The 13,085-nt window shown below is 38.4% G+C and carries 13 protein-coding genes; 6 read left to right on the plus strand and 7 right to left on the minus strand.

The window, feature by feature from the left end; genetic code table 11:
- Positions 1-80 precede the first annotated feature (80 nt).
- Positions 81-1,082 (plus strand): ketol-acid reductoisomerase, encoded by a 1,002-nt coding sequence (ilvC, locus tag EHR07_RS08105; RefSeq protein ID WP_135744621.1) that lies wholly within the window; start codon positions 81-83, stop codon positions 1,080-1,082.
- 52 nt (positions 1,083-1,134) lie between these two features.
- Positions 1,135-2,454 carry a thiolase family protein gene (locus EHR07_RS08110; protein ID WP_135744622.1) on the plus strand — a complete coding sequence of 440 codons (1,320 nt, stop codon included), beginning with the start codon at positions 1,135-1,137 and terminating at the stop codon, positions 2,452-2,454.
- A 244-nt stretch (positions 2,455-2,698) separates the two neighbouring features.
- On the opposite strand, the gene EHR07_RS08115 is transcribed toward EHR07_RS08110, so the two are convergent.
- Complete coding sequence (locus EHR07_RS08115) at positions 2,699-3,571, minus strand: hypothetical protein (RefSeq protein ID WP_135744623.1); 873 nt, start codon at positions 3,569-3,571, stop codon at positions 2,699-2,701.
- A 153-nt stretch (positions 3,572-3,724) separates the two neighbouring features.
- On the opposite strand from EHR07_RS08115, the gene EHR07_RS08120 reads away from it, so the two are divergent.
- Both EHR07_RS08120 and EHR07_RS08125 read left to right on the plus strand, forming a co-directional pair.
- Positions 3,725-4,531, plus strand: a complete 807-nt coding sequence (locus EHR07_RS08120; RefSeq protein WP_244288925.1) for an SH3 domain-containing protein — start codon at positions 3,725-3,727, stop codon at positions 4,529-4,531.
- An 8-nt stretch (positions 4,532-4,539) separates the two neighbouring features.
- Positions 4,540-5,793 carry a phospholipase C/P1 nuclease family protein gene (locus EHR07_RS08125; RefSeq protein WP_135744625.1) on the plus strand — a complete coding sequence of 418 codons (1,254 nt, stop codon included), beginning with the start codon at positions 4,540-4,542 and terminating at the stop codon, positions 5,791-5,793.
- Here EHR07_RS08125 and EHR07_RS08130 read toward each other — a convergent pair.
- The 3 genes from EHR07_RS08130 to EHR07_RS08140 form a co-directional block, all read right to left on the minus strand.
- On the minus strand, positions 5,790-6,170 hold the full coding sequence (locus EHR07_RS08130) for a DUF2237 family protein (protein ID WP_135744626.1): 381 nt from the start codon (positions 6,168-6,170) through the stop codon (positions 5,790-5,792). The two genes, EHR07_RS08125 and EHR07_RS08130, sit on opposite strands and share 4 nt — an antisense overlap.
- A gap of 154 nt (positions 6,171-6,324) precedes the next feature.
- The gene (locus EHR07_RS08135) at positions 6,325-7,527 is read right to left on the minus strand and encodes a M23 family metallopeptidase (RefSeq protein ID WP_135744627.1); all 1,203 of its coding nucleotides are present in this window, start codon (positions 7,525-7,527) and stop codon (positions 6,325-6,327) included.
- Complete coding sequence (locus tag EHR07_RS08140) at positions 7,524-8,729, minus strand: M23 family metallopeptidase (RefSeq protein ID WP_135744628.1); 1,206 nt, start codon at positions 8,727-8,729, stop codon at positions 7,524-7,526. The genes EHR07_RS08135 and EHR07_RS08140 overlap by 4 nt, the downstream gene beginning before the upstream one ends.
- A gap of 102 nt (positions 8,730-8,831) precedes the next feature.
- On the opposite strand from EHR07_RS08140, the gene EHR07_RS08145 reads away from it, so the two are divergent.
- Positions 8,832-9,569 (plus strand): glutathione S-transferase N-terminal domain-containing protein, encoded by a 738-nt coding sequence (locus EHR07_RS08145; protein WP_135744629.1) that lies wholly within the window; start codon positions 8,832-8,834, stop codon positions 9,567-9,569.
- On the opposite strand, the gene cutA is transcribed toward EHR07_RS08145, so the two are convergent.
- The gene (gene cutA, locus EHR07_RS08150) at positions 9,539-9,862 is read right to left on the minus strand and encodes a divalent-cation tolerance protein CutA (protein ID WP_135744630.1); all 324 of its coding nucleotides are present in this window, start codon (positions 9,860-9,862) and stop codon (positions 9,539-9,541) included. The two genes, EHR07_RS08145 and cutA, sit on opposite strands and share 31 nt — an antisense overlap.
- 50 nt (positions 9,863-9,912) lie before the next feature.
- Here cutA and EHR07_RS08155 point away from each other — a divergent pair, with 50 nt between their 5' ends.
- Positions 9,913-10,701, plus strand: coding sequence for an NADase-type glycan-binding domain-containing protein (locus tag EHR07_RS08155; protein WP_135744631.1), 789 nt, complete (start codon positions 9,913-9,915; stop codon positions 10,699-10,701).
- 21 nt (positions 10,702-10,722) lie between these two features.
- On the opposite strand, the gene EHR07_RS08160 is transcribed toward EHR07_RS08155, so the two are convergent.
- Together EHR07_RS08160 and EHR07_RS08165 are read right to left on the minus strand one after the other, a co-directional pair.
- Entirely contained in the window at positions 10,723-11,766 is a 1,044-nt protein-coding gene (locus EHR07_RS08160) for a hypothetical protein (RefSeq protein ID WP_135744632.1), read from the minus strand.
- A 108-nt stretch (positions 11,767-11,874) separates the two neighbouring features.
- Entirely contained in the window at positions 11,875-12,969 is a 1,095-nt protein-coding gene (locus tag EHR07_RS08165) for a DegT/DnrJ/EryC1/StrS family aminotransferase (protein ID WP_135744633.1), read from the minus strand.
- Between the last annotated feature and the right edge of the window lie 116 nt (positions 12,970-13,085).

Here is a 13,085-nt window from a genome sequence, read left to right on the forward strand (position 1 = left end):
TAATTCGTTCTTGTTTCCCTCCTTATAGTTAAAAATGATGGAAAAATAAGTTAAATTTTCCGCAGGAAGTGTGCCCATCCATGGCAAATATCTATTACGACGACAGTTGCGATCTAAATCTCCTTAAAGGTAAAACCATTGCAGTGATTGGCTACGGAAGCCAAGGTCACGCCCAAGCTCAAAACATGAAAGATTCTGGTTTGAAAGTCATTATTGGACTTCGCGATGGATCTAAATCAGTGAAGGAAGCCAAAGAAGCTGGCTTTGAAGTGTACAATGTTGCGGAAGCTGCAAAAAAAGCAGACATCATCCAAATCCTTGCTCCTGATACCATCCAAGCTGACATGTATAAGGCGGACATTGAACCGAACCTTAGCGAAGGAAAGGCTCTTGTTTTTTCTCATGGGTTTAACATCCATTACGATCTCATCACTCCTCCTAAAAACGTAGACGTGTATATGGTAGCTCCAAAAGGTCCAGGCCATTTGGTTCGCCGTGTTTACACAGAAGGTGGTGGAGTTCCTTGTTTAATTGCCATTTACCAAGATGCGACTGGCCAAGCAAAAGCACGCGCCCTTGCACACGCAAGTGGAGTAGGCGGGGGAAGAGCTGGAATTTTAGAAACATCTTTCCGTGAAGAAACAGAAACCGACCTCTTTGGAGAACAAGCAGTTCTTTGTGGTGGTGTGGCAAACCTCATTATGAGTGGATTTGAAACATTAACCGAAGCAGGATACGATCCTGAAATCGCATATTTTGAATGTTTACATGAAGTGAAACTCATCACTGATTTAATTTACGAAGGTGGACTGGCTCGTATGCGTTATTCCATCTCTGATACTGCAGAGTATGGTGATTATATCAGCGGACCACGTATCATTGATGCTGGTGTGAAAGCTCGTATGAAAGACGTTCTCACTGATATCCAAAAAGATAAAGGTGCAGCGTTCGCAAAACGTTGGATGGCTGATACAAAAGCGGGATACCCTGAGTATAAAAAACTCAAAGAAAAAAATGCGGCCCACCCGATCGAAGCAGTAGGAGCAAAACTACGTTCGATGATGAAGTGGCTTGCGAAGTAATTTTTTAAGGTAACTTAAGTTTTAGTCTAAAGAAAGGAAAGAAGGATTTTTTATGAAAGTAACACAAAAGATAGTACTCGCAGCACCTGCACGAACTCCTTTTGCTCAAATTGGAAAGGCACTCTCGCAGTACTCTGGTCACCACCTCGGTAAAATCGTTGGTGAAGAAGTTATGAAACGCAGTGGATTAAAACCTACTGATATTGACGGTGTGATCGTGGGAGAAGGTTTTTCTAACGCACCTAACTCGGCACGTGTGATTGCAAACTTGCTTGGACTTCCTATGGAAATTCCATGCCTTACAGTTGCCAACAACTGTGTATCTGGTTTGGAAGCAGTTGCGGAAGCCACTCGCCGCATTATGCTTGGGGAAGGAAAAGTTTTCCTCGTCATTGGTGAAGAGTCACAAACTTCTATGCCATTTGTTGTAAAAAATGCGCGTCTTAACAAAAAAACAAACAGTTTAGACTCTCTTGTAAAACTTCTTCCAAATGACCTTCCTGAAGGTGTGGAACTTCGTGATACACTCGAGGACGGACTTGGTGATGGGGAAACTTCTTTCGGTATGCAAGTAACGGCAGAAATTCTCGCACAAAACTATACACTTTCTCGTGAAACACAAGACAAGGTAGCTTACGAATCTTTCAAACGTGCCTTTGATGCCACTCAAGAAGGTCGTTACAAACCATATATTATGGAAGTGAAAGACGATGAAGGGAACATGTTACAAGCTGATGAAGCAGTTCTACTTCGTGAAGGTCTTGTGAAAAACCCTACTCGTATGGGTCGTGCGATGTTACTCTTTGACAACCCTCAAATGAAATTTGACCAGTTCAAAGAAAAATACAGCAAATACTTAAAAAAATCTCATGGACCAACTCTTTCTATCTTCAATGCAAGCCCACGTTCTGATGGAGCGGCTGGTATCATTGTAGCGTCTGAAGATGCGGCTAAAAAATTAGGTCTTACTGCAAAAGCTTATGTGAATGGTTTTAACATGCGTGGTGTGGATCCAAACCTTATGGGTCTTGGCCAAGCAGAAGCAACTATCGCTCTTCTTGGGGAAACTGGTGATAAAATCGAAAACATCGACATCATCGAAATCCACGAAGCATTTGCTGCCACAGCAGTAGCAGCTCTTGAAGAAATCAAATCTAGAACTGGTCTTGACTGGGAAAAGAAATTTGATGAGAAAAAAATCAACCCGAACGGTGGATCGATCTCCATTGGACACCCGTTTGGTGCTACCGGTGTGAGACTCCTTCACAACGCCATCATGGACTTTGAAGAAAACAAAGACGTGAAAAAGGTACTTGTGACTGCATGTGCACACGGTGGGATCGCAGGATCAATGATCGTAGAAAGAGCTTAAGTCGAATTTAAAATTCGGATACGTTTCGTTCGAAAGATCGATGGAAAAGCCAAGGGTAACCTTGGCTTTTTTGTTTTGGGGAGGGAAATGGATTGAGAGGCGAGCGTTGGGAAAGTATGAACTTATTGGAAAAGAATTTTTGGTTTTGAGAAAGGGATTTGTAAGAAAGGAAAAGATGTGGTAAGAGGTAGGTATTGGGAGGCGGGTCTAGTTCCCCACCCAAATCAGGGCGGGGATATAAGATTCACAATCCACCCCCAAACCGCCCAAGCATAGGAACAAGCCCTTCTTTAGTCTGACCCGCTGTGTCATATCCAGGAAAAATCTTAACTAACTTCAAATAAAAATGTTTTTCGATTCGTTTTGTCCCGTTGGTTGTTTTTTCAAACACATCTTTACTGAACAAATGAAATTCAAAATATCCCGACTTAAACTTGCCATCAGCACTAACTCGACTTCCAATTCGAAATCTTATGGGAAATTTGGAACTTAAAGACTCAAAACAAGATTCACCATCAAAAGAAAGAGTTTTAGATACATGAATTTTTTCCTTCATACCCATCTCTCGAAAACTTCGCGCGCCAGGAAGTTGCAATAAAACCTTTCCTTCTCTTCTAAACTCCAAAGTATAAGATAAAATTTCCAAGTTTGATACATCATCTGCACTTATAACTATAGTTAGGTGATTGTCTAAAACATCCGTTGAACGTGTGACAATGTTTCCTTCCCTTTGCCCTATTGTAATCACTTTGTTTGTATCTATGTTCACGATGTACTTAAATACTAAACCAGGATACAACAAGTCCTTACCACCTATCGTCATCTCTGAGTGAATTGGAGTTTGGGTAATTGTATGAATGTCGGCAATAGCCACGTCTCTTGAATGCAAACGATCAAAATCTTCGTTAGCGATAAAACCTTTGGCAATTAATTTTGTTTTTGATGATTCAAAGCTTTTTAACTTTGCAATCGTAAGTCTTTGCAGGACAGACACTAGGACAAGTACGGCAACAAGTAATATTAACAAGAATACCCAATGTTCATAGGTATTCATTTTTTCTTCTAACAATCGTATTTCTTCTACAGAATACGCTTTCATTACTTGTGCAAATATCATCCAGCCAACATCCTCATTGAAAAACCTATACTTTCATTGTCGACCCACTGTTTAGAGAAAAATACCACTCCTTTCGAAAAGAGATCGACTCTTGACAGTACGTTCCCTATTTTTTGCACTATGTCGGGTTACAAATCTTTACTCAGCATTTTAATGTTTCTATTCGTTTTTCCCATATTTGCTCAAAATCACTGGGACAACTACATACACGAAAAAAACGAAGGTTCCACCTATCTAATATTTGGTGATAATGTCAATCTAAGAGAATCAAATAATATAAATTCTAAAGTTTTAAAGAAACTTTCTATAGGCGATTCTGTCAAAATTCTCTCAAAAACGAACCAAATTTTAGAACAGAATTCAGTAAAAGAATATTGGTATAAAATCCAATCTGAAAAAGACATCGGATATGTATGGGGTGGATTAATCTCTGATTATTCATTCGAATGGAATGACAAAACCATATTAGCACGAAACCTAGGTATACGTTTAGGGAAACTGGAACTAAAACTAATCCAAAACAATCAAATAATATCTAATGGCAGTTGGGACGTTGGACCCATGAGCAATGAAGGATGGAACCATACAATTTATCAACCTACATCCTTTGCACCAGCCCCCGTTGCCGTTTTTGGAATAAGGTATCTTATATTTTCAGAAATTGAATACGGATATACAAACGAACAAATTTTCACAATAGATAAAGATCTAAAATTTGTTCCACAGTTTTCTTGGAATCCTGGTGCTTGTGATCCTCCTTCTTGTGCAGAAACTTGGCTTATTTTTCCCAATGAAAATTTACCTGCCGACAAAAGAATCAACCGTAAACTTACCAAAGGAAAACCAAATACAATCATCGAATTAACTCATAGTTTTGATGTCGATGATGAAAGTTCCCATGAATACTTCCAATCCGAATACAACTGGGATGGAACGATCTTTCAAAAAAAAGGAAAATAACGTAACCAATGAATAAAATAATCAGCTTCGTCACCATTTTTGTTTTTACTATCCCTGTCTTTGCATGGAATAACCACGCAGGAATTACCTATTTAATTTTAAAAGACCATTGGAAAGGCCAACCTACCCCTTTAGTCAAAGTAGAATCTTTAAAGACATTTTTATCAAAAGAAAAATCGTCCATCCAAGAAAGTTTGTCTATTTCGGAAGAATGGGCAAAAAATCGTCTTCCTCACCTAACTCCTACTAACGAAAGTTTAAAGTTTTCTAAAACAACAAAGGATACAGATCTTATTGTTAGTTTTTATAAAGCACTTCGTGTGAACCCAAACCACAAGGCTTCGCTTTATATACAATCTGTTGCCAAACGTGGTGGGACAAAACTACCTTTGGACAAACTTACCACTTTAAACGATAAAGGAAAACTTATCAACGAAACCTTTTTATCCTTACAAGAAGGTCAAATGATTGGTGCTGATGATGTTTTGATTTCGGCCACAGATGAACCTGATTATGATTTGGATTTATATCTATTTGAAGATAGCGGTAGCGAAGTAGGTAAAATTTATGGATTCGGAAACCAACCATTTGGAAATCCTGCTGTTGAATTTTCTTCACAAGCACCCTTCCATATGGGTTTCTATTATGAACCTGGCATTATTTTTGCTCTTGCTGGATTTTTAAAACGAACTTATCCCGAATACCGCATTCATCAATTTACCGAGTTATCCAACTTGGCATTTCGAACAGGCCATCCTTATTGGGGATACCGTTTTGCAGGTTGGGCACTTCATTACATTCAAGACCTAACACAACCTTACCATTCTTCCGTATTACCGAGGGTCAGTGCTGCCAAACAAATTGGCGTACAACTTGTCTCTATTGTAGGATACCAAACTCCTAAAGAAAATATGATTCGTTTTGTTTCGGGAAGACATACATTAATCGAAGAGTACCAGTATTATTTGATTCGGAACTTAATCGAAACCAAAAACTGGAATCATACTGTCGCCACTTCCATCACTGACTTTTCCAAAAAAGAAAAACCAATTTGGTCAGGTATGGATGGACTGCGGGAAAATGTTTGTAAAGAAGCCTATGATGCTGGGGAACCTATGGATGAACAGTTGGAAAATTTAGAAATTCCGAAATACGAAACTTTATATGATGCCGATCATCCGATCCATAAGATTCTCGGTTCCCTCCTCCACAATACATCCAAACATACGAGAGCGTATTTGGATGCTCTGAAAAGGAACTAATCGAAATCATCGGCGGCAAATCTTTCCAATAATTCCAAGGGAATGATTTCTAACGCACGTTTGTGGGTAGACTCCAGAAAAACTTTGGGAGCTACCCCATGACGATAAGCCTCCAACCACCTAGAAGCACAAAGGCACCAACGTTCTCCTGGTTTGACACCGGGAAAAGCATATTGTGGCCAAGGTGTGATTAAATCATTACCACTTTGTTTTTGGGATTCCAAAAATTCCACTGTTGCCAATACACAAACCGTATGAGAACCGGCATCTTCGTCAGAAGTATTACAACAGCCATCTCTAAAAAAACCTGTAAGCGGTTGTGTGGAACATGGCACCAAAGGCCCACCGAGAACATTGACTGATTCATCCATTTCCATAGGAATCTCAAACTAGGAAAGGAATCAATTCTGGGAAGACGAATCCGCACTCAAGTGAGAAAAAAGATGGGGGTTTGCACCCCCACTAGAACGACCAAAAGGTCTTGGAAAGCCCATAGTCAATCTACTATACATATATTTACTTGTCAAATAGTTACTGTCTCACATCAAAAAAAAGTATCTTTTTTTCCTCTCCGTTGATCCGCACTTTCACCTTCCAACGACCTATGAATTTAGGATTGTTCGCAATAGAAAGATACCTACCTTCGAAAGCTAAATTTTTTTGTGCCACCCAATCCAGTTTTATAGGTTCAAAACTTTTACCATCAATGGATATATCCACCTCAATTCGTTGATTTCCCGGCCGAATGAATTCTAAAGATACAAGGAAGTTTTCCCCCAGTTGGAAAGTATTATCTCCACATTGTATTTTCTCTCGTTTTGCATTTAATTTACAAATTTGAATGTCTTCTGGTAAAATATCTGTTTTAGGTGGATCAATCCCTGGCTTAGGATGCCAATACGTATAAAATTCATTCAAAGTATCTCTGTCGGAATATTGTGTTGTAAACACAGTGGGAATGGTGGTTACCTCTAGTTGGCGATTCGGTTTGTGGACTTCAAAGTGAAGGTGAGGCCCTTGCGTATAACCAGTATTACCCGAGTATCCAATCAATTGTCCAGCTTCAACCGTTTCACCTACTTTCACAACCACACCATTTTTCATAAGGTGTGCATAATTTCCTAAAGTCCCATCCTCATGTTGGATGATGATAAAATTTGCTTTGGATAATAAATCTTTGCGAAATCCACCTTCCGAATAACGTGACTCAGTTGCCATCACATAACCCTTACGTGCAGCATGTACAGGAGTTCCTACTGGAATTCCAAAATCAATCGAATGGGCAAAATTGCCAAAATGAGTTACACTTCCATTGTATCCTTGAACGACTTTTGCATGAATTTCCGGACCAAAGGGTAATAAATAACTCACCGAATCATCATGAATGCTGTCCCAATCTCCAGGTCTAACTCGAAAGGAAAACGAGTGGAATGCATTTTTAGTTTTATCATCTAACAGGAACTTGGTTATAAAAACAGGAGAGGGACCCTTTACCACAACGAAGTAAGGAAACACTATATCGGTTTTAAAATTGACTAAAGTAGCATTGAGAAGAACCGAATTTGTAATTTTTGCATTCGAATTGTAGTTTCGGATAGATAATTCAATTCCATCCTCATCTTTTGATTGGATAAGACAAATCCATTCCTGATTACATTCTTCAGTGACCTTCGATTCCGCATACAATCCAAAAGAAAAACCAAAAAATAAAATGATTAATAAAAACTGATTCACTTGACACTCGTTAATTGAAATTCAACTTCCTTTTGAACTACCCCATCGATAGATACTGTGGCCGTCCAATCTCCTTCCAAAGGTTCAGAAGGATCTTCCAGCTGGACATCTAAATAAGTATCCCACCAGTCAGGATTTGTCTCCCAATTATACAATTTCAAAATAGAGGTTCCATTTTTACGAACGGAAATTTGAATTTTATAACGAGATGGCTTCAAAAGAGGAATATAAAAATAAATAGGGGAACCCGTGGCAAAAGAGGTTCCATTACATCCTAATCTTTCCAAATTTTGAACGGATTCACAAATCTGAATTTCATCTATATCCGACTGAAGTTTTACAACGGGAGAATTTGAATCTCTTCGCCAAAGAAGTTCTCCTTCCGTAACTACCTCTGCATCGGTAAACTCCGTTCGAAATTGAGTGGGAATTGTTTGTTTGCGCAAACTGCGAGTGGGTTTATATACTTCAAAGTGCAAATGAGGTCCATCACTGAACCCAGTGCTACCAGCATATCCAATAGGAGTTCCTGCTGTAACCCGTTGGCCTCGTTTGACAAGGACACCCATATAACGAAGGTGAGCATATTGACCGATGGTTCCATCGTCATGAAGAATCTTTATATAGTTGGCTGAATGGATGTATTTGATTTCGAAACCACCTTCATTATTTTTTTGTTCCGTATCAATCACAACTCCATCCCTTGCTGCTGTAATCAAATCCCCTTCTTTCAATCCAAAATCGATCGAATAACGATTGTCACCTTGATGGCTTTTGGTTCCTTTATAACCTTGGTATACACGAACTTTTAAGCCTTTTTCAAATGGAAGTTCATAAACAACTTTAGGATCGTGGAAGGCGGAATAGTTTCCTAAAATCCATTTGTATTTAATTTGATACACCCAGCGTTTGTTAGGTTTATTTACATTTAGACGGAACAGTTTTTTACGTTTTGGACCTTTTAGAACAGTCACTAAGGGAAGTTTACGAGAGCTTCTCATATTGGTAGACGTTGCATTAACGGAGACAGTTGTATAAGTTTCATCAATGGCGATTTTGTTTTGAAAGTAAATATCGACTCCTGTTTTATCCTGAATGTAAATGACACACAATCTTTCCATCGAACAGAATTCCGAATGTTCTTTGGCAACTAGAAATCCAATGGGACAAACTAGGAATAGGATAAAAAAAACAAATCTCATAAAACAGGAATCATATTTACGATGTGAACTCTTAAAAGACAATCCATTTTCCACAGTAAAAACTTGATTGCAGAATGATTTCTTATCTACTAACTTCGACAAATGACTGCAACTTTATATACCTTCCCGATTTCACATTTTTCTGAAAAAGCTAGATGGGCACTTGATCTTGCAAATTACGATTACAAACTTAACCCTCTCGTTCCCGGACAACACATCCAAACTTTAAAACCCCTAGTGAATGATCTCTATGTGCCAGTATTGGAGACAGAAACAGGGATCATTCAAGGTTCTGGCGATATACTAGATTTTGTGGAAGAAAAAGCATTTGGTCACAAAGCTTCTCCAGAAGAAAAACAGATGGAAGAAAAAATCGATACTCAAATTGGAAAAAGTTTACAAACACTATTGTATCACTTTATTTTAGATTATCCTGAAATTGTAGGGAAATTATTTTTATTAAAACCTGCTTCGCCTAATGATACCGTTGGGGCTCCTGAACATTTTGATTTGATTGCATTATCTCTCAAAAGAAGATATAAAATTACTCCCAAAAACCTTGAAGTCGTAAAACAATCACTAGACGAATGTTCCAAAGAACTAATAGAAATTTATAAAAGCAGAAAATTTTTTAATGGAACTTCCTTTGGACGAGTTGATTTGACCTTGGCAAGTCTTATGGGTATGCTTTCGGAACCCAAGGAATCTCCCGCCTATCCTTGGTTTGCCTCTGTACAAATGCCTGAATCCTTTCTCACTTGGCGAAAAGAATTAGGGTTCGATTTATTATTCGATAAAATCAAAGAATTCTATAGAGATTTTCGAATCCAATCCAAATAGTTTGGATTACCAGATACAATTGGCCACTCCACAATGCAGGGAGTTTCATAAGAATGTAATTCTTTGATCCTCTGCATTAAGGACCCAACCTTATCCTTTGTGGTTTTGAACAAACAGACCATTTCCGTTGTTTCTTCCAAAACATCATTCCAAATGTAAATCGAATCCATTGATTTTATAATGTTGGCACAAGCAGCCAATCGTTCTGACACCACAACTTTGGCTATTTTTTTGGCTTCCTCTTCCGAAGAAAAAGTGACATAGATTGTGCTGAAATCCCAAGCTTCCTTCATTTATTTTTTTTCCTACTTGCTCTAATTTTTAGATACTTATGATTTTGTGTATGCAGTTTTATATTTCAAAAACTTCCCTAATCATTGCGGCTTTTTGTTTTCCTATCTTAGCAGTACCACTCAATCCTCCCAACATTACTTCCACGAGTCAATTGTTACCAAAGTCAAAAAAATACACTCCTCTATTAGCTATGGACGGGAAACTCAAAACCAGTTGGGTTGAAGGTGCAGCTGGTGAAGGGATTGGAGAATCTTTGCAAATCAAATACAAATCACCGATTAGTTTTCGTTCTCTTTCCATCTACAATGGATTTGGTGATCCCAAACTATGGGCCGCCAACAACCGAATCAAAAAATTAAAAATTTCTACCGAAGATGGAAACGAAGAAATTGTAACTTTGAAAGATAGTTTATCTCTTCAAATGATCGAATTCAAATCCGAACTTCGGGCAAAAGAAATCTCTCTAACAATCCAAGAAGTATATAAAGGAACCAATACGGAAAATACTGCCATTGCAGAAGTTTTATTCAATTCAGAACAAGCAGGTTCTGCTCTTATCCCTCCCAAAAATACTTGGGCCATTGGAAAATGGAAAACAAAATCCAATATTGCAAGGATCCAACTCCATAATGATGGAACTTGTGAAATGGGATACGAAACTGCAAAGATGTTATGCACTTGGACAGAAAAAGGGGACAAAGTCATTGTTAGTTTAGAGGCAACACTTCCTCTCACAAATACAGATATTTTAGAAATCAAACGCAGAGGAAATCCAACTGATCCAATCCTTGAGATCAATGGAAAACATGAATTTATTTCTAACAGAGATGGTGTTTAAAAAAGGGATTTTTTGTTAAAATCAATCCATCCAGGATAGCCAAATGGATTCTACCACGGAAGGTTCTTTTTCCTCCGTGGTTTCAAAATACAAAACCGTATTTTGGTATGGTTTTCCAGATAAATCTCTTACAGGTGTTAAGAGAATCAAACTAACACCTAATTCTTTTTCCAATCGATTTAATGTAGACCATTCCTCTAAAGAACCTTGTTTCGGGTAAGGCAATATTAAAATTCCACTGACAGTATCTTTACCTGCATTTCGTTTTTTTCTAACTTCCCACAAAATTCTTCCAATCGAGTAACGAAAGTTAAATTCAGAGACAGGTTGAATTTGAGTCCTTCCTTCTTCCCTATACAAAAATCCATCAATCGCACAGGGACCTGAATATTCTTTTGGAACTAGTCCCTTGGTATCACGTACAAGATCCATGACAGGTGGTAAAAAGTGAGCCGAATAAGGAAGGTCTGTTCCACTGATACGAATCCCTCGAAACACTCCTTCTTTATCGATGAGCATCGCGGTAGAAGTTAAATAAAAGAACTCTCCATCTAATACATCCCACAAAGTTGAAAAATCAAAGAATCTTTCTTCTCCCACCCAAGACTCGGCAACGATGGGAAAACCAAAAAGTTTTTTGTTCACTTGGGACATCTTCCAGGAGTCTGATGGGGATTTAAAAATGATATGATTTCGACCAGCTAAACCAAATTCACTTTTAAGGACGATGGGAAGTTTTGCCTCTTCTAGTTCAGCAAACAAATGTTCTTCGGAAGTAATTACCTTAGCTGGCAAAGGTGAGTGGTGTTTTCGAAAATCTAATTGAGTAATTTTGGAATTGAGATACCTTGAAGTTTCGATACGAATCGGATCTTCTTGAAGCCTACCTTCATACCATTCGTTCCGGCACCCCCATTCGACAAGAGTCACATCGCCAAGGAGTCCCCCTTCTAAAAACGGAGTCCCCGGAGTGAGTCCGGAGTCCTTCCAATGTTTGGAAAGTTCTGCGCTAGGCAATTCTTCCACGAGGACAAAGTCTTCTGGCCTTGAGATCGGAAAAAACATCTTCTCCAAACAACGATTCCTCCTTTTCAGAGAGGAATCTAAATTTGGAGGATTCGAAGGTAATCTATACTCAAAAAGTGAGTCTAGATAATAGAGAGTTTTATCCAATCAATAGATGCGTCGGATGGCAGTGGCAATCCGTTGTACATTATCTTTTGTTAGGTTAGGATAAATAGGAATACAATGCCCTCTTTGGTAAAGACGTTCCGCATTGGGAAATTCCAAAGGATTTTCTTCCAACACTCGATGGATTGGTTCATCTACAGTTCTTTGAGTTCCAATATGAATCGACTTAAAATATCTTTGGATCTCTTCGTAGTTTTGGCCCGAAACAATGATAGGAAATCTTTGGAACGTATCTTCTGTTGGATTTTGAAAATAAGTTTCTAATCTAGAATTTTGAACTGCTTGTAAGTAAGCAGAAGCAATTTTTTTCTTACGTTCTAAAATCACACCGAGTTTAGAAAGTTGTTCGATTCCAAGTGCAGCTTGGTAATCCACCAAATTATAATCATACTTTGGTTCACCAAAGTTACGTTTGGCGGATGATCCAGACTTATAGGATTTCACTGCATTCGAAAGAGAAAGTTCCGAAGTAATAATCATCGCACCGTTCCCAGTGGTGATGATATTTTCAGCACTAAGGCCACAAATCGCAATTTTAGATTGTTTGCCGACAGTAATGGTTTCAGAAGTGGCACCAATGGCTTCTGTAAAATCTTCTACGACTTCCAATCCTTCGATAGAATAATCGGAGAGACGAATGAGAGATCCAAAACTATGATCGAATAAAGCAAATTTCGCACCTGACTCATTTTTTTTGCGAAGGAATTCTTCCGGACATGGGTGGAAAGAATTTCGTTTTAAATCCACAAGCACAGGTTTTGCTTGCAAAAGAAAAATGGCATCCAAAGCCGAAATGGGGGCATAACTAGAAAGTAAAACGGAGTCCCCTGCTTTTACACCTAACGCAAGTAAGGCCAAATGATACGCGGAGGTAAGGGAATTGGAAGAAACTGCGTATTTGATTTTAAATGTATGGCAAAACGTTTTTTCAAAACGTTCTACGATTTCACCGGTAGAAAGATGTTCTTCTACGAGACATTCCAAAACCCCTTTCAGGTCTTCCCGAGATAGAGTCGGTTTAAAAAATTCGATATCTTTTTCTTTTCGAATAGGTCTTTGTATTGTTTCGGTGCTCATCCAACAGCACTCCTCTATATTATGTCACTTAAATAACCGATTTCTGAATTATGTCACTTCATTTTTCGAAATGCGAACATAATTTTAAGATTCCTTTAGAAAAATGGTTCTGAATC

Origin of the sequence: Leptospira bandrabouensis (assembly GCF_004770905.1) — a bacterium.
GTDB classification, from domain to species: Bacteria; Spirochaetota; Leptospiria; order Leptospirales; family Leptospiraceae; genus Leptospira_A; species Leptospira_A bandrabouensis.